Source organism: Salinispora oceanensis (assembly GCF_000383575.1).
Classification (GTDB): domain Bacteria; phylum Actinomycetota; class Actinomycetes; order Mycobacteriales; family Micromonosporaceae; genus Micromonospora; species Micromonospora oceanensis.
Map to the genome: position 1 here is coordinate 74,693 of NZ_KB911579.1, position 17,145 is coordinate 91,837.

The 17,145-nt window shown below is 68.0% G+C and carries 14 protein-coding genes; 6 read left to right on the forward strand and 8 right to left on the reverse strand.

Features of this window, described 5'->3' with window-relative positions:
* Window positions 1–100: 100 nt before the first annotated feature.
* Window positions 101–979: a DUF1028 domain-containing protein gene (locus SALPAC4_RS0100215; RefSeq protein WP_018732363.1), complete on the forward strand. Its 879-nt coding sequence runs from the start codon at window positions 101–103 to the stop codon at window positions 977–979.
* Between the two features lie 121 nt (window positions 980–1,100).
* Here the strand turns inward: SALPAC4_RS0100215 and SALPAC4_RS0100220 are convergent, their stop codons facing one another.
* Both SALPAC4_RS0100220 and SALPAC4_RS0100230 read right to left on the reverse strand, forming a co-directional pair.
* A complete protein-coding gene (locus SALPAC4_RS0100220; RefSeq protein ID WP_019868642.1) occupies window positions 1,101–1,817 on the reverse strand; it encodes a maleylpyruvate isomerase N-terminal domain-containing protein in 717 nt (238 codons plus the stop codon).
* Window positions 1,818–1,820: 3 nt separating this feature from the next.
* Window positions 1,821–2,708, reverse strand: a complete 888-nt coding sequence (locus SALPAC4_RS0100230) for a phosphatase PAP2 family protein (protein WP_019868643.1) — start codon at window positions 2,706–2,708, stop codon at window positions 1,821–1,823.
* 257 nt (window positions 2,709–2,965) lie between these two features.
* On the opposite strand from SALPAC4_RS0100230, the gene SALPAC4_RS0100235 reads away from it, so the two are divergent.
* The gene (locus SALPAC4_RS0100235) at window positions 2,966–5,083 is read left to right on the forward strand and encodes an MMPL family transporter (protein WP_027644677.1); all 2,118 of its coding nucleotides are present in this window, start codon (window positions 2,966–2,968) and stop codon (window positions 5,081–5,083) included.
* A gap of 41 nt (window positions 5,084–5,124) precedes the next feature.
* On the opposite strand, the gene SALPAC4_RS0100240 is transcribed toward SALPAC4_RS0100235, so the two are convergent.
* Entirely contained in the window at window positions 5,125–6,582 is a 1,458-nt protein-coding gene (locus tag SALPAC4_RS0100240) for an MFS transporter (RefSeq protein ID WP_019868645.1), read from the reverse strand.
* 265 nt (window positions 6,583–6,847) lie between these two features.
* On the opposite strand from SALPAC4_RS0100240, the gene SALPAC4_RS0100245 reads away from it, so the two are divergent.
* Window positions 6,848–7,756, forward strand: coding sequence for a PhzF family phenazine biosynthesis protein (locus SALPAC4_RS0100245; protein ID WP_019868646.1), 909 nt, complete (start codon window positions 6,848–6,850; stop codon window positions 7,754–7,756).
* A 485-nt stretch (window positions 7,757–8,241) separates the two neighbouring features.
* Here the strand turns inward: SALPAC4_RS0100245 and SALPAC4_RS0100250 are convergent, their stop codons facing one another.
* Entirely contained in the window at window positions 8,242–8,883 is a 642-nt protein-coding gene (locus SALPAC4_RS0100250) for a hypothetical protein (RefSeq protein WP_027644676.1), read from the reverse strand.
* A 243-nt stretch (window positions 8,884–9,126) separates the two neighbouring features.
* Complete coding sequence (locus SALPAC4_RS0100255; protein ID WP_018251410.1) at window positions 9,127–9,477, reverse strand: histone-like nucleoid-structuring protein Lsr2; 351 nt, start codon at window positions 9,475–9,477, stop codon at window positions 9,127–9,129.
* 448 nt (window positions 9,478–9,925) lie between these two features.
* On the opposite strand from SALPAC4_RS0100255, the gene SALPAC4_RS0100260 reads away from it, so the two are divergent.
* Window positions 9,926–11,476, forward strand: coding sequence for an MFS transporter (locus tag SALPAC4_RS0100260; RefSeq protein ID WP_019868648.1), 1,551 nt, complete (start codon window positions 9,926–9,928; stop codon window positions 11,474–11,476).
* Between the two features lie 4 nt (window positions 11,477–11,480).
* Here the strand turns inward: SALPAC4_RS0100260 and SALPAC4_RS0100265 are convergent, their stop codons facing one another.
* On the reverse strand, window positions 11,481–12,272 hold the full coding sequence (locus SALPAC4_RS0100265; protein WP_019868649.1) for a YaaA family protein: 792 nt from the start codon (window positions 12,270–12,272) through the stop codon (window positions 11,481–11,483).
* A 335-nt stretch (window positions 12,273–12,607) separates the two neighbouring features.
* On the opposite strand from SALPAC4_RS0100265, the gene SALPAC4_RS0100270 reads away from it, so the two are divergent.
* Together SALPAC4_RS0100270 and SALPAC4_RS0100275 are read left to right on the forward strand one after the other, a co-directional pair.
* Window positions 12,608–13,225 (forward strand): CDP-alcohol phosphatidyltransferase family protein, encoded by a 618-nt coding sequence (locus SALPAC4_RS0100270; protein ID WP_027644675.1) that lies wholly within the window; start codon window positions 12,608–12,610, stop codon window positions 13,223–13,225.
* The gene (locus SALPAC4_RS0100275; protein ID WP_019868651.1) at window positions 13,222–13,851 is read left to right on the forward strand and encodes a hypothetical protein; all 630 of its coding nucleotides are present in this window, start codon (window positions 13,222–13,224) and stop codon (window positions 13,849–13,851) included. The genes SALPAC4_RS0100270 and SALPAC4_RS0100275 overlap by 4 nt, the downstream gene beginning before the upstream one ends.
* A 105-nt stretch (window positions 13,852–13,956) precedes the next feature.
* Here SALPAC4_RS0100275 and SALPAC4_RS0100280 read toward each other — a convergent pair whose 3' ends face one another.
* Together SALPAC4_RS0100280 and SALPAC4_RS0100285 are read right to left on the reverse strand one after the other, a co-directional pair.
* Entirely contained in the window at window positions 13,957–16,353 is a 2,397-nt protein-coding gene (locus SALPAC4_RS0100280; RefSeq protein ID WP_019868652.1) for an arylsulfatase, read from the reverse strand.
* A 60-nt stretch (window positions 16,354–16,413) separates the two neighbouring features.
* Window positions 16,414–17,088, reverse strand: coding sequence for a hypothetical protein (locus SALPAC4_RS0100285; RefSeq protein ID WP_027644674.1), 675 nt, complete (start codon window positions 17,086–17,088; stop codon window positions 16,414–16,416).
* Window positions 17,089–17,145: the final 57 nt, after the last annotated feature.

Here is a 17,145-nt window from a genome sequence, read left to right on the forward strand (position 1 = left end):
GCCCCATCGCGTCGTCATCGGTCGATGATGTCCGGCCGGCGGGCGGTGGGCAAGATCTGGTCTGGCCTCCCGGCCCGGTCACCGCGCTACGCTGCGGCTCGTGACCTTCTCCCTCGTCGCCCGCTCCGCCGACGGCCGGCTGCACGGAGTGGTCGTGGCCAGCAGGTTCCTCGCGGCCGGGGCGCTGGTGCCGGCCGCGGAGGCCGAGGTGGGCGCGATCGCCACCCAGGCGCACGTGAACCTGGCCTACCGGCCGCAGGGCCTGGCGCTGCTCCGGACCGGGGTTGGCGCGGCGGGCGTGGTCGCCGGGCTGGTCGCCGCCGACGACGAGCGCGACCATCGCCAGCTTGGTGTCGTGGGTGCGACCGGCTCGGGTGCCGGTTGGACCGGGCCGGCCTGCCGCCCCTGGGCGGGCGGGCAGTCCGGGGATGGCTGGGCCGCGCAGGGCAACATTCTCGCCGGTCCGCAGGTGATCGACGAGGTCCGCGACGGCTGGCTCGGTGGCGGGGGGCTGCCGTTCCCGCAGCGCCTTGTGGCCGCGTTGCGCGCCGGGGACGAGGCGGGTGGGGACCGGCGCGGGCGGCAGAGCGCCGGGCTGCTGGTCGTCGAGCGTGGCGCCGGGTACGCCGGCACCGGCGACATCCTGATCGATCTGCGGGTTGACGACCACCCGGATCCGGTCACCGAGCTGGGCCGGCTGCTCGCCGCCCACACCCGACTGTTCAGCCGTCCGGACCCGGGCACCCTGCTGGAGCTCACCGGGCCGCTCGCGGTCGAGGTGGCCGGCCTGCTCACCGCGCTCGGGCATTCCGCCGATCCGGAGGCTCCGCAGGAGGCGCTGGTCGCTTGGGCCGGTCTGGAGAACCTGGAGCGGCGACTGGTGCCGGGCCGGATCGACCCGGTCGTGCTGGAGGAGCTACGCCGGGCCGCCCCGCAGATTCCCGCGCCCCGCGCTGCCCGCGCCCGGCCCGCGTCCTGAGCGAGCTGGCGCCCGGCCCGCGTCCTGAGCGAGCTGGCGCCGAGCCCAGCAGCACGGCGGTCTGCGGGCTGATCCGGACGCGACTCCACCAGCGGAGGCCTGGGAGCTGCACCGGCAGCGCTCAGGGCGCGAAGCTCAGCCAGCGGAAGTCGACGGCGGCAACGGTGGCCTGCTCGCCGGGGGTCAACGGCGACCGGCCGGTCGCCTTGCGGATCAGGGTCTGCCGATCCCAACCCAGGGCGGCCGGCACTGGATGTCCACAAGTGAGCAGGTCGGCCACCACGGTGGCGGCGGCCGGGGTCAGCCACGGCCGCCGGTCCAGCGCCGCGGCCAGGTCCAGGCCATGCACCCCCACCTCGACCACCCGGGTACGCAGGAACTCCACCATCGTCATCGCGTCACCGTGCCGGGTGCGGACCAACCGGCCGGGGGGCTGCGCGGCGACGGCGTCGAGGGTGGCCAGCAGAGCCCGGTCCAGGTCGGCGGCGAGCGTCGTGGCATCCAGGGACCGTGCCGCTCGGTGGCCACCTTCGATGCGGTCGGCGTCTACCGGCGGGGTGAACTTGGCCGCGCCGAAGTAGCCGGCGGCGTCAACCTGCACCCGCGGCGGGGCGGGGGCGGCGAGCATCCCGGCGAGCCGACCGACCCCGGTGTGCACGTGGGCGAGCAGCTCGCGGACGGTCCACGGCGGGCAGTTGGTGGGCCGCTCCAGGTCGGTCTCGGTCAGATCCCGTAGCTCAGCAGCGAGCTGGACGCATTCATCCCGAAACGCCGCCCGTACCGGCGTGAGCTCCGGCGGGCTTCCGACGGCCGCCTCCACCATGGTCGGTTCCACCATGGCTCAGCCCGCGTTTCGGGGGATGAGGCGGTACGCACTGACCAGGACCAGGGCCATCACGATGGCCATCGTACCGGCGATCTCGGCGGCACCGCCCGCGTAGCCGGCGAGGAGGGGCCGGCGGGCCAACTCGTTCGGGGCGATCTGGGGGCCGTCGGCGAGCCAGGCCAGGGCGAGACCGCCGGCGACGACCGCGAGCAGGCCGCCCGTGCCGAGTAACACGGCGGCGAGCGGGTGCGCGTCGCCGGGGTCGACCTTCGCCCGTTCTCGCTGCATGATCAATAGCATCAGCCCACCGAGCGCCGCCCAGACCCCGACCACCAGGTACGCGGCGATCGCGTCGCTGGGTCGGTGCCATCCGGCGGAGACGGTGGCCACTCCGACGGCGGCGGCGTAGCCGGTGCCGAGCAACGCGCCCAGGACTCGGGCCGTCGGTGGCAGAACGAGGACCAGCGCCACCGCGAACGAGGCGGCGACGGTGGCGTGGCCGCTGGGCAGGCTGTTGCCGGCGAAGATCCGTTGCGGGTCGATGCCGAGGTCAGGCCGGGCGAGGCTGTACTTGAGCGCCTGGGTGGTGAGATTGGCGCCGACGATGAGCAGAGTTGCGGTGAGCGCGAGCGCGACCCGGCCACGGATCAACGCGATGAACCCGATCACGGCGGTGGCGCTCAGCAGCGCCGCCAGCGACATGGCGTTGAGGATGTGGTTGACCGGTCCGTCGATGCGGTCCTGGCCGATCCGGTTACCGGTGAGGGCAACCGTGTCGAGCCACTGGCCGAGCTCGGTGTGCACGGCGACGCGCCACACCACGATGAGGGCGACGGCCTGTGCCAGTGCCAGCACGGCCAACCAGACCGCCGTCCCACGCCTCGCCGTGTCGTGCACCCGCACAACCTAACGGCAGGCGACATCGACTGCCCGCATAACCCACACCGTTACGACTTTCACCTGTTCAGCGGAGAACGGCGGGAAGTCGGAGCGTCAGCAGCCGAGACCCCAGATAGTTGACCCATGTCAGATCCGGCCGTGCGCTCGCGCCCGAGTGAAGGGAGGGCACTGCTGTCGGGGCCAGACCCGCTGCTGCCCGCGGGGCCGCACGGCAGGTCGGGCCGCCGGTACCCGCGAACCAAACGTTGACGGGGGCCGCGATGCCTACTCGCCACGTCGGGACTCTGATCGCGGTGGTGGTGACCCTCGGGTGGCTCGTGATCGGCGGTGTGGCCCACTCGTTCCCCGGCCGCCTCGACCAGGTCGAGATCGACAACTTTCAGACGTTCCTGCCCGCTGATGCGGAGTCGCAGCAGGCGCAGCAGGACAGCCGTGACATCACCGGTGCGGACACCACGCCCGCCCTGGTGGTCTACGAGCGTTCGGCCGGGATCACCATTGATGACCAGGAACGGGCGGACTCAGACCTGACCCGCTTCGGTCAGGTGCGGTGGGTTGTCGGGCCCATCGCGCCCCCCGTCCAGAGCCAGGACGGGCAGGCCCTGCTGGTGGTCGTCCCGATCGACAACGCCGTGGGACAGGCGGAGAACGACGTCATCGATCAGTTGCGCGCGATCACCGGCGGCGACCAGGGCGGACTGACCATCGAGGTCACCGGCCCCGCCGCCCTACGGGGCGACCTGATCACGGTATTGGCCGGAGTGGGCGGCGAGCTGCTGGTCGTCACCCTGGGCGCGGTGCTGGTAGTCCTGCTGATCATCTACCGTAGTCCGGTCTTGTGGGCGCTTCCACTGATCGCCGCCGGGCTCTCGTACGTGTTGGCCACGGTCTTCGTGTACTGGCTGGCCGACGCGGATGTGATCAAGCTGAGTGGGGAGTCGCGGGGGATCCTCACCGTGCTCGTCTTCGGTGCGGGCACCGACTACGCGCTGCTGCTCATAGCGCGTTACCGCGAGGAGTTGACCAGGAGGGCACGCCCCGTTGACGCGATGAGGGTGGCGTGGCGCGGTGCCGCTCCGGCGATCATCGCCTCCGGCTCGACGGTCATCCTCGGCCTGCTCGCCCTGCTGTTGTCGGTGCTCAGCTCCACCCGCTCCCTCGGACCGGTCTCCGCCATCGGCATCGCCTGCACGCTGCTGGTGATGCTCACTTTCCTCCCCGCGCTGCTCGTCCTGGGTGGTCGACGGGTGTTCTGGCCGCGGACTCCGCGCCCGGAGCAGCGGGCCGCGACCACCTCGCACCGCCTCTGGACCCCGGTCGCCCGCCTCATCGGCCGACGAGACCGACTGGTGTGGGTGATCGCCGCCATCGGCCTCGGCGTGGCCGCGATCGGGGTCACCCAGCTCGGAAAGCAGGCAATCAACCAGGATGACCTGCTCTTCTCCGGAAACCGGTCGTCGGTCAGCGGGCAGCGTCTGCTTGACCAGCACTACCCCGGCGGCACCGGCAGCCCGGCCATCATCGTGACCAACGCGGAGACCATCGACCAGGTCGCCGGCGCGGCCCGCCAGGTGTCGGGAATCGCCTCCGTGGCACCGGTCACCGCGGCGGGTGGGGCCTCAACAACAGCTGCGGAAGCCGGGGCCGCACCGAAGGTCGTGAACGGACGGGCACAGCTCAACGCGACCATGAGCGACGCACCGGACGGTGACAGCGCTGAGCAGACCCTGCGGCGGCTCCGTACCGCCGTTCACGCGGTGCCCGGCTCCGACTCCGTGGTCGGTGGCTTCACGGCAACAAATGTGGACACGGCCAACGCCGCCGATCGGGATCAACAGGTCATCTTTCCGGTCGTCCTGGCCGTGATCCTGCTCTGCCTGGCGGTGTTGTTGCGCGCTCTGCTCGCACCGATACTCCTGGTCCTGACCGTGGTTCTCTCCTTTACCGCCACCGTGGGAATCTGCGTGCTGATCTTCCGGTATCTGCTCAACGTCCCCAAGGTAGACCCGGAGTTCCTCCTGTTCGCATTCGTCTTTCTGGTCGCCCTGGGGGTGGACTACAACGTCTTTCTGATGAGCCGGGTTCGGCAGGAGTCAGAGCGGCTGGGCACCCGGCGGGGCGTACTGTCCGCACTCACCGTAACCGGCGGGGTGATCACGTCGGCCGGTGTCGTGCTCGCGGCGACCTTCGCGGCGCTGACCGTGCTCCCGGTTCGGATCCTGGTGGAGCTGGGCATCGCCCTTCCGGTCGGGCTTCTCATCGACACCATCATCGTGCGCTCCCTGCTGGTGCCGGCCCTCACCCATGACATTGGTCGCCGAATCTGGTGGCCGAGCCGGCTCGAGCGAAGCGGCGGCGGCCCGCCGGGCACCGGCTGAGGTTGTGATCAGCTTCGTAGCCCCCGAATGAGAAGCGCGCGTCACCACGATCGGGACCGAGTGACCAAGTCGATCAAAACAGCGGCAAACGCGATGACGAAGAAGCAGATAATGACCGCCAGCGGAATTCGGAAGGCGAGGAGCCAGTCACCGGTTCGGTCCAGGCTGGTGAAGAGGGCGGTGCCGACGACGGCGACCCCGAACCCGCCCCCAAAGCGCTGCCCCGTCTGCAGCATCCCACCGGCACTGCCGCCCTGGGCCGGTGGCACGTGCGCCAGGGCCAGGGTCTGGTTCGGAGCAATGACCAACCCGCCCCCGACGCCGGCAGTGACCAGTCCACCGCCCAAGCCGGCCAGGAGCAGAGGCAGGGTGGCCGCGTGCGGGGAGCGTGGATCCGGTAGGAACAGGTCTGCGATCAACAGCATGGCGAGCCCGACTGCTCCACAGGCCAGCCCGGCGGCGATCAATGGCCGCCCGATCCGTCCGGCCTTGGCGCCAGCGGCCACCGAGCCAAGGGCCGTGCCCAGAGCCAACGGCATGAGAGCGATGCCCGCCACCAACTCGTCGTGCCCCAAACCTTGCTGCAGATACTCGGATACCAGGTAGTAGATGGCCTCGTAGCCGGCGAAGTAGAACGTGGCGATAAACGCGCCCAGGGCGAATGACCGGATCCGGAACAGGCCCAGGTTGAATATCGGCTCGCCGCGGCGGGCATAGGACCGTTCCCAGTAGAAGAAGGCGACCAGCGTCGCCAAGCCGGCCGGCAGGAGCAGCCAGCGGAGCAGCCCCGGCCACTGCTCTCCCTGCATCAGCCACAGCAGCCCCAACCCGCAGATCAGTAGGAGGGCACCAATCAGGTCCAGGTCGGGTCGCTTCCCCCGCTCGGCGACGGGAAACAGCCGCCACCCGAAGACGGCGACGACGGCCCCAAGCGGAACATTGATCAAAAAAATCCACCGCCAGCCCTGCTCGCCGCCGAGGGTAACCAAGGCCCCGCCGAGTATCGGACCGGCCAGTCGGGAGGTACTGACTCCGACGGCTAACAGCCCGAGCGGGCGTCCGCGGTCACGGGGCGAGAACATCCGTTGGACCGTCCCGAAAACCTGGGGTAGCGCGACGCCGACGCCAACTCCCTGCGCCAACCGAGCGATGATCAGCCATTTTCCGGAGGGGGCGAAGCCGGAAACCATGCTCGCCACGACGAACACCATGACGCCGGCCACGAGTATGTTGCGCCGGCCACGCTGGTCGCCGAACCGGCCGGCCGGCACCAGCGTCAGTCCGAACGTAAGAAAGTAGCCGGAGACCAGCCATTGCTGACCGCTCGGGCTCAGGTCGAACACATCTCGGATCGTCGGCAGAGCGATCACGATCAGGGAGATGTTCAACCCGCCCAGAAACACCGCCAGCAGCCCGACGGTCGCCGCCGACCATGGTCGGACCGGCCGCCCCGACCCGGTCCGGGGCGCTTCCCCCACACCCAGCTCACCCTCGTTCATCCGGCTGTCCGGCACCGGAGAAAACCATCGTGGTCAAACTCCCCGAAGCCCACCATATGGGGAAACCAGCAGACGGCCGGATCATCGGCACCGACTCACCCCAACGTGCGGGCGAAGCGATGGCGTGACACCTGACGTATCCACCGGCCCTGCGCGCTGCCGCAGCCCGGTGCCCGTCTAGGGAGCTGGCCAGCTACCCGGCGGTGACCACCGGGAGGCGATTGGCACTCGGTCCATAGAAGGGCTCCACTATAGAATCACGATCATGGAGATCCTACGGTTCGCCGCGTTCACCACCGATCCCGCCGGCGGCAATCCGGCCGGTGTGGTGTTGGACGCGACCGGCGCTGACGACGCGGAGATGCAGCGCGTCGCGGCCGAGGTCGGGTATTCCGAAACGGCGTTCCTCGTGCCCGGCGACGAGGGACAGTTCGCGGTTCGCTACTTCAGTCCGAAAGCGGAGGTCCCGTTCTGCGGCCACGCGACCATTGCGTCAGCCGCGGCGTATGCCGAGCGACACGGCCCAGGGGTGTTGTATCTGAACACCCGCGCCGGCCCGGTCGAGGTCTCCACCACGGTACGGGCGGACGGCACCATCACCGCGACGCTGGTCAGCGTCGAGCCGCGCACCCAACCGATCGCCGCGGACGACTTCACGGCGCTGCTCGAAGCGTTGCGCTGGAAGTCGGAGGAGCTGGCGACGACGCTGCCACCACGGGTCGCCTTCGCCGGGGCGTGGCACCCGATCATCGCCGCTGGAAGCCGAGCACGCCTGGCTGATCTCGACTATGACATGACGGCGCTGACCAGCCTGATGGCCGAGCGCGACTGGACCACGATCAATTTGGTGTACCGGGAGTCCGCACAGGTCATCCACGCGCGGAACCCGTTCCCCCCGGGGGGCGTCGTGGAGGACCCCGCCACCGGTGCGGCCGCCGCGGCGCTCGGTGGCTACCTACGCGAGCTCGGCCTGGTCGCGCCTCCCACGACGGTTACCGTGCACCAGGGTCAGGAGATGGGCCGTCCGAGCCTGCTCACCATCGACATCCCTGCCCGATCCGGAGCCGGGATCGCGGTGACCGGCGCCGCGGTGGCCCTGACCCCGCTCGGAGCTGCCGGTACCGGCGCAGCGACGGATGCGGGCGCAGCGACTCGGGGCCGAACCCCAGCATGACCGGAACCGCACTCAGCCCCGTGAGGCCGAGCTAGCCCGCTGAGCGCCTCGAGCGTCGGCCTCAGGCCGGCCTGGGGCGGCCAGGAGGCGGCACGCCACCTGGCCGGCCCAGCACCTCTGGATCCGACAAGTCAGGGCCATCGGCCCTGACTCCAGCGGCATGCCAGCCGAGCCGGGCGGCGAGTGCTGCGGGATACATCCCCCCGTTGCGCTCCGATTGGAGCTGATCCATCCCGCTGGCAAACCCCGTTCGGGTCAGCGCCCCGTCACCAGATAGCCCTGGAAACGTGCGTTCGGCCTGTGACACTTTCACTAAACACACGTTTCTCAGCGCAGAGTCGATCTTACGCTCACGTTCGGTACTCCTGTCAACACCCGTGTCGCAGGCACCCGCGGTCTCGACACTGTCGTTTACATCACCAAAGGCAAATGTCACAGTGGACAACTGACACGGGGAGCGAATGTTACCGTCCAGCCTGCCGCCCCTACACCTTGACGAGCAGCGCTTCTGCGCCGACCGGTCGGAATCCCGCCGCCTGGAACGCACGTACGCTGCGGGCGTTGCCCGCGGCCTGCTGCGCCCAGATCGGCTGCCCGGTCGGCACCAGGTGCCGTGCGGCCGTGGCCAACGCCCGTCCGAGGCCCGCTTCACGTCGCCCCTCGTCAACCTCGATCGCCGCCTCCCAGCGGCCAGCCACGCCCCGGCCGAGGATGATCAATCCCCCGTCGGCTGCCCAGATCCGGATATCGTCCCGACGCTGGCGTGCCCTGACTTCCCGGGGATGCGCTGCGTCAGCGAGCTCGGTCAGCCGTAGCGGGGGTGCACCCGCCAGTGGGCTCGCGACTGTCAGTAGGTCGATCGTGTCCATGCGACGTCCGGTGCGCTCGAGCAGCGCGCCCAGGAAGCGTGGATGCATCGTGGTTGCCAGGCGGTCGCAGTCGAGTGCGGCCAGAGTTCCCCGGACCCAACGCGGATCCTCGTCGGTGAAGACCACGGAGTGAGCGGTGAACGCGATCACCCCGACATCCCGTTCGCAGGGCTGCGGCAGCACGGTCGTCCCGCCGTCCGGCGGCGGAAAGCGCCCGGCGGCCGCGGCGTCCAGGATCTCGGCCAGCTCACTTCCCATGGTCATGTCCTTCCGACGCTGCGCGGCCCAGGCTGGGACGGTGACCGACCACGCCTCCCCGGGGCAGGGGCCAGCACGTCCGATCCGGACGCATTAGCCGATGATAGGCAGCCCTCCCCAGCTGAAGGGGCTTCGCAGCCCGGCCCATACGGGCGGGACACAGCGAAGGGCCCCGGGAGGGGCCCTTCGTGCTGTCGGCTTACGTCGACCGCGGCCACTAACCGCGAACCGACCGCCGGCCACTCACCGCTTGTCGTACGCCTCCATCACGCCAACCGGGATGCGTCCGCGGTCCGAAACCTGATACCCGTTGGCCCGCGCCCAGTCCCGGATCTCCTCGTTCCGCGCGCGGGTGGAACGCTGCGCGGTCGCGGCGGCTCCCCGTACCGCCCTAGTGATCCCGCCGTGGCCGCTGGCCCTGCCGACGCGCTGACCAACGGCGATATAGGGGGCGAGCGCCTGCCGAAGCGTGGATGCGTTCTCGTCCGACAGTTCGATGGTGTAGGCCCTGCCGTCGAGACCGAACTCAATCGTCTGGTCGGCCTCACCACCGGTTAGGTCGTCAATCAGTTGGGTGATTACCTGTCGCGCCATGCTCGGGTTAGCTCCATTTCATGAGTACGAAGACGAGGACATTAGCATCCAGACAGGGTGGTTGCTAAAGGACCCACACGCAGGTTTCGCTCGACCACCAAATCTTTCCCGTGGGTAGCGGTTACCGCACCCGCCGTGGCTGTTCCTCAGACCACCGATCCGGACGCCCGACCATCGGAGTCAAACTTTCTGGAAGCGTCTATCCCCGCCCACACCCCGGACCGTGTCGAGAGCCGAGGCCACCAATTGCGGGCACGGCCGCTTTTGTCGTCGAGGCGCGGCCTCACATTCCCGCCGACACCCCGCCACCGCCGCCAGCTCCCGGCCACCGCGGTTCGGTACCCAGCACAGCACCGCCACCGAACCCAGTTCGGCCTGCCGTCCGGACTGCCCCGGCCACCTCTAGATTACAACCACCTCTTAGATGATTTTCCTATATTGTCCGGTTATGCACTCCCGGTCCCTCCGGTCATCGCCGTCCCGACGGGCCGCCCTGATCAGCCTCTGTACCGCCGCCATGCTGGTGTGGCTCGCGTTCTCCAACCTCGGCGTGGCGTTGCCGACCATCGCCACTGAGCTGAACGTCAATCTGACCGATATGCAGTGGGCGAACAACGCCCTGAGCATCGCCTGCGGAACTCTCCTGCTGGCCGGCGGTCGCCTCACCGACCTACACGGTCATCGAAAGATGCTGCTGCTCGGCTTGGTGATCTTCGGTGTCGCCGCCCTGGCGACCGCCTTCACGCCCAACCTCGCCGGCCTCATCGCCGGCCGGGCGTTGATGGGCGCTGGTAGCGCACTCATCCTGCCCTCCACGCTGGCGATGATCCCGGCGCTCTTCAAGCGGACCGAGCAGCCCACGGCCTTCGCCGCATGGGCCGCGGCGACCTGGGCCGGGCAGGCAGTCGGGCCCGCCATCGGTGGCACCCTGACCACGCTGCTCGGCTGGCGGTCGCTGTTCTGGTTGACCGCACCGGTGGTAGTCGTCTTGTACATCGTGACCAAACAAAACGCACCCGAGGCGCAGAAGGGCCGGGGGCGGGTCGACCTGATCGGGCTGTTCACCGGGGCCGGGGCCGCACTGTGCCTGCTCTTCGCGCTGACCGAGGGGCAACAGGTCGGCTTCAACGATCCGCTGATCATTGCTCTCTTCGGCGCCACCGCGGTGCTCACCATGGCATTCGTCTTCGTCGAACTGAAAGTCGCCGACCCGCTGGTGGATCTACGGCTGTTCCGCACCCGCAGCTTTGACGGCGCTCTCATCGTCAACCTGACGATGAACATGTCCTTCGCCGGCGCCCTCTTCGTGCTCTCCCTCTACCTACAGGACGTCCGGGGCTACAGCGCGTTCGCGGCCGGCCTGCTCCTGGTTCCGGCCGCCGGAACGATCCTGATATTCAACGCCGTCGGCGCTCGGATCGTCACCCGGCACGACGCCCGCTCCCCCTCGGTCTGGGGCCTCGTCCTGGTCGGCGTCGGCAGCCTCGCCATCAGCGCCCTGCTGCCCTCCCTGTCGGTGCTCGCGGTGATCCTGGGCCTGCTCATCATCGGTGTCGGGCTGGGCATACTCTCCGTGCCCGTGGCCGACACCATCGTCGGTGGCCCACCGGTCGCCCTCGCCGGCGCCGCGTCCGGGCTCTACAAGACCAGCAGCATGCTGGGGGGCGCGCTCGGCGTCGTCCTGCTCACCGCCGCGACCACCCGCTTCGGTCGGGCCGACGCCGCCCCGGTGAGCACCGCGGCCGGGCTTACCGAAGCCGAGTCCACCCAGGTCGTCAACGCGCTGACCAACTCCCAGACGGCGACCGCCGTCCTCGACAAGCTGCCAGCGAGCGAGCGGAACCTGGTGATCGCGGCCTATCATCAGGCATTCTCGGACGGAGTGTCGACCGCCCTCGTGCTCGGTGGGCTGATCGCGGTGATCGGCGCGGTGCTGGCCGCCTGGATCTGGCCCCGCCAGCGAAAGGGCCGTAGCCCGCGGCAACCCCAGCAGACCTGACCGCTCAGCCCAGGTCCTGTCGGCGGACGCTAAGTCCCTTACCCCCGAACTCCTGACAGACGAAAGCAGGCTGGCGGGGCTTACTGAGAGCCGGTGCGTAGCGGTAGCCGATCTCGGCGAAGTCGACGATGTCCGCCGGGTTCTCCACCTGAGCGGTCAGCAGCCACCGGGCGAAGGCACCGCGGGCGATCTTGGCGTGCACGACAACGAACCGCGGCTCCCCGGTCTTCGGGTTGACGGTCAGGAAGCGGGGGCTGACGAACCGGTCGCGGGGCAGAAACCGGGTGACGGTCCGGTTGTACTCGACGGCGGCCAGATCAATGATGACGCCGGTCGACGGTAGGCACCGGGCAACGGCATCACCCCAGAACTGGTAGAGGTTGGCATACGGCGGGTCCGGTAGGCGATAGCCCATCTCCAGCCGGTAGGGCTGGATGCCATCGTCCGGGCGCAGGATGCCGTAGAGCCCGGAGAGGATTCGCAACCGACCGTCGGCGTACGCCCGGTCGGCAGGAGTGAGGTCGGAGGCGCGGAGCCCGCTGTAGATGTCACCGGCGAAGCTGTCGATCGCCGGTGACTGCCGCTGCGGGTCGGTGCCCCAGTCGGCGAAGAGCCCGTGCGTTCGGTCGGCCAGCTCCGGGGAGAGCGCCATGACGGTGGCGAGCTGCTCCACCGAGAGGGTCTTGAGGTACGCCGCCAACTCCTCGGCCCGGTCCCGTAGGGCGGGCACGGTGAGGGTCGCGCCGCCCTGGGGTGCCGGTCGCATCGCCTTGGAGGTGTGAATCAGAATGATCATTTTCGCCTCGTGCCGAGATCAAGATCCCCTGAGCATAGCGGCCCGATCGGCAACTCCGCGGCGGCGAACCGGGAGGGCAGGGCCGGCCGGCGAGTTCTCCCGGCCACCGCGCCGCACCACGCGGCGACAGCAGCCTCTTGGTACGCCGACGGGGATTCGCTACCAACAATCTTGGCAGCGCGGATACGAATCCGGAAAACGCACACCCGGTCCACCTCCAGGTGACAGCAAGCCCGTCGGCGAGATCTCTTGCGTTACTCGGGTTCTAATGTGTATTCGCCTTCACCTTCGACGGTAGTGGCGTTGAGATGAAATGACCTTCTGGAGGCAACCGTATGCCGGGAACAAACCTTCAGGAGCGTACGACGACCCCCGCCGCCTCGCCGCGGGTATTGCAGGCTGCCAACACAGTGACCGCGGTACGCACAATCGGCGCGGTCACGCTCGCGATCGCCGCGGCCGCCACCCGGGACCCGGTCCTGGCGGTAGCCGCATATCTTGTGTACTGGGTCGGCGACATGTTGGACGGCTGGACAGCCCGCCGACTGAACCAGGAGACCCGCTTCGGCGCGGTCTTCGACATCCTGGCCGATCGGCTCTGCTGCGTCCTCTGCATCATCCCGCTGCTGCAGGCGCGACCCGAGATGGTGGCTCCTATCGCGGTCTTTCTGCTGCAGTTTGTCGTCGTCGATCTGGCGCTCAGCCTGTCGTTTCTCCGTTTCGGGCTGCTTAGTCCGAACTATTTTTTCCGCGTACACCGTGGCGTCTTTCAGTGGAACTGGTCCCCGTTGGCCAAGGCCGCCAACACCAGCGCGCTGGTGCTGCTCGCGCTCTTCGTGCCGAGCCCCTGGCCAGCGCTCACGCTGGCCCTGGCGGTGACCGTGATCAAGGTCGTCTCCCTGGTGGTGGTAGGGCGGCTGGTTCCGGTCCCCGGGTACCGGGCCGCACCATGATCGAGGCCGGGGTCGCTACCTTCCTGATGGCGCTCGCCTCGGCCTTCATCCCGGCGGTGCCGGTGGAGCCGTACCTCATCGGTGCGGCCGCCGTAACCGGACAGCACGCCGTCCTGCTGGGTGTCACCGCCAGCGCCGGGCAGACCCTCGGCAAGGCGCTGATGCTGCTGGGCCTCCGCGGCACCCTCCGCTCCGTGCGGCTGCGCCGCTGGTCACAGCGGCACAGCGCCCGCTTTGCCCGGACGCCGGAGCCGGCCGGGGTGACCATGGCGAAAGTGCCGTACGGGACAGGGCCGAGCGATCTGGGTTTCGGCGCTGGGGACCCGGCGGCCGTGCCGCCCCGAGCGACCGTCCGGACGATCCTCCGCCGGTCGATCCCCGCCGTTGTCGCGGTGGCCCGCCGCTGGAACAACCGACTCATCGCCCTGCTCGACCGGCCTTTCGTGGCGGTGCCGGTGGTGTTGCTGAGCGCGGCGGTGGGCCTGCCCCCACTCCTACTGGTCGTCTTCTGCATCAGCTCGAGCCGAATGTCGGTGGGCATGTTCGCGGTCACCTGTTTCGTCGGCCGCACGGTTCGATTCGCCGCGGTCAGCATGTTGCCGGAGTTCGCCCGCTTCCTGGGATAGGGCGTGGGGGCATCCGCCGTCCGCCGGATACCCCCAAGGCCCCTGGTCAACGCCGACGCCGCGCACGACAGCTACCCACCCAGCCGTCGGAGCTGGCGGCGACGCTCAGTCCCGGGCCATCATGGCGGCCGCCTCCCGCTCGACGTCAACGTAGGCCTCACCGGAGACATCCGCGATGACCTGCTTGATCGTGGCACCGGTCAGCTTCCAGGGACGGGCACCGGAGTAGTCATAGGTGACGGGCGCACCGCGGTCCTGGCCGACGTTGAAGCCTTCCCCGGCGAGGGCGAACTTGCCGAGTTGGGTCTGCATCCCCTTGCACTCACCCACCTTCTTCTTGCCGATGAACAGCGAGGCGTTGCCGATGCAGGCACTGGGCTGGTCGGAGCCGGGTGGAGAAATTAACTTCTCCTTCTCGAACGCGACGCCGAGCACCGCCTTTCCCTTCGGCACATCGATGTTCGAGGAGATGACCTGCTCCTTCTCCCCCAGGTAGTTGTAGACGTACTTCAGCTTGCCGTCCTTGAGATAGAGGGCGTGCCCGCCGAAGTTGGAGCCCTGCGCGAAGAGGACGCCTTCCGCGTCGGGACCATCGATGACCACGTCGGCCGCCAGGATGTAGGACCGCCCCCGGATGTTGACCGCTACCGCCTCCGGCACCTCCAGCGTGTTCGGATAGTAGACGTAGTGATCTCGCGGTGGCGCCACCTGCGGTCGCGGCGTGCTGAGCAACTCGGCGATGGGCCGATCGTCCACCGGGAGACCAAAGAACATGCCGGCCTGGTGATACCAGAGCGCCGCCAACTCTGCGGCCAGCTCGGGGTGTTGGTCGGCCACGTTATGGATCTCGGCACGGTCGACATCGGTGTGGTAGAGCGCCCACTGGTCCAGACCGAAATGACCCCAGTCCGCCGGTGAGCTCGGGTGCAGGGCGTCGACCTTCCAGCCGTCCCGCCACAGCGCCCGGGTACCCAGCATCTGATAGAACTGGCTTTGCTTCGCGGTCTTGGCCTTCGGCTTTTCGAAGGTGTGTTTGAGGCTGGAGCCCTCCAGTGGCCACTGGTTGAAGCCCTTGACCGTCTCCGGCAACTCGATGCCGAGGCAGTCGTACACCGTGGGCACGATGTCGGTCACGTGCGCGTACTGGTCGCGTAGCTCGCCTTTTGCCTTGATCCCGGCCGGCCAGTGCACGATCATCGGGTCGCAGATTCCGCCCTCCCACGCGTCCTGCTTGAACAGCTTGAACGGGGTGTTGAAGGCGAAGGCCCAACCCGTCGAATAGTGGTTGTAGGTGCCGGGCGAGCCAAGAATATCGAGCATCTTGATATTCTCGTCGATATTGCTCGGGACACCGTTGAAGAACGTGTTCTCATTGACAGCGCCGTCCGCCCCGCCCTCACCTGATGCTCCGTTGTCTGAGATCACGAAGATGAGGGTGTTGTCCAGCTCTCCGGTGTCCTCGAGGTAGGAGATCAGCCGGCCGATCTCGTGGTCGGCGTAGCTGGAGAAGCCGGCAAAGACCTCCGCCATCCGGATCTGCAGCTTCTGCTCGTCGGCATTGAGCGAATCCCACGGCCGTACGTCGCTCTGGGCGGGCGAGGGTTTGCCGTCCGCGCTGCGTACGTCGCTGAGCGGGTTAATCGGCGAGAGCTCGCTCCCCTTCGGGAGGATCCCCATCTTGATCTGCTTCGCCAGGATCTTCTCGCGGATCGCCTCGTACCCCATGTCGAACTTGCCCTTGTACTTGTCGGCCCAGGCCTTCGGTACGTGGTGCGGGGCGTGGTTCGCCCCGGGGCAGAAGTACATGAAGAACGGCCGGTCCGGAGCGACCTGCTTGGCGTCGCCGATCATGCCGATCGCCCGGTCAACGAGGTCGGCGGTGAGCAGGTACCCGTCCTTGCCTTCCTTCCACTCGTCAATACTGACCGGGTCGGTGGGCTGGTCGATGAACTGCTGGTCCTGAACGAGGTTCGGGTAGTACTGGTTAGCCTCTCCACCAAGGAAGCCGTAGAAGCGTTCGAAGCCCCGGTGGGTGGGCCAGTTCCGTTTGGAGGAGGCCATATTGGTCTCGTCTTCGGCGACACAGTGCCACTTGCCCAGCGCGTAGGTGTTGTAGCCCCGGTCGCTGAGGATCTCCCCGATAAGAGCCGCCTCCCCGGGGATGTGCCCGTTCATCCCCGGGAATCCCTGGGTCGCCTCGGCGACGCAGGACATGCCGACGGTGGTGTGGTTGCGCCCGCTCAGCAGCGCGGCCCGGGTGGGCGAGCAGAGCGCGGTGGTGTGGAACTGGGTGTACTTCAGTCCGTTGTTGGCGAGCTTGCTCATGTTCGGCATCTCGATGGGCCCACCGAAGAAGTCCCAGGAGCCGAAGCCCGTGTCGTCCCAGACCAGGAACAACACGTTCGGCGCGCCCTTCGGGGCCTGGGGTTGGGCGTAGGGGTCCCAGTCCGGCGTCGAATCCTTGGCGCCCAGGTTGATAACGCCCTTGAATGCTTTACTCATGAACGACTTCCCCTTCTCCCGCGCCAAGGGCGGGAACGCGACCTGTCCGTACTTTCCCGATCAGCTCTTCGCGGTGTCGGATGGCGCCACCTGGCCGGTGACCAACATTCGGATGCTCACCAGGAGAACCCAGGCGGGGAAGATGAGCGTGAACCAGAGATTCTGGTTGGTGAAGATCAAGAGCAGCACGGCCAGAATGTAGGTCAGTATCCAGAGCCACTTCGGCATCAGGCGGGTCTTCATCCCCACCGTTCCGAGCGCGATCATGAACACCGCCGCCATTCGTACCGCGTAGATCCCACTCGCCTCGAGCATGATCGAGCGACCAAACCCGACCGTCTCGGTACCCAAGGACTGGGAGCCACCTTCGGGAACACCATCAACAATGGCTCCCGCCACCACGACAGCGACGAATATCATGGCCAGGAAGAGAACCCCGCTCCCGATGAGCAGAGTGGAGAAGAACCAGTCTCCCAAATTGCCCATGTACTCGCGCACCACGCCCATGAACCAGAGGAAGAAGATTCCGGCGAACGGGATCAGGAACAGGGCCACCCGCATCCGGCCAGCTTCTTGACGCACCCACTCCACATCGGCAAATGGCTCCTTCGGGAGCGCCGACCGAAGCAGTATGATACTGATGGCAAAGACCACGGCGAAAAGTATGCCCGCGATCGCTACCCCGCGCGGATTTCGGAGCGCCCGAAACGTTTCTTGATCAGAACTCTTGCCCATCGGCAACACCCTTCACCAGCCGTTTCAACGGTCCCATGGAATGCACACCCCTCCTTT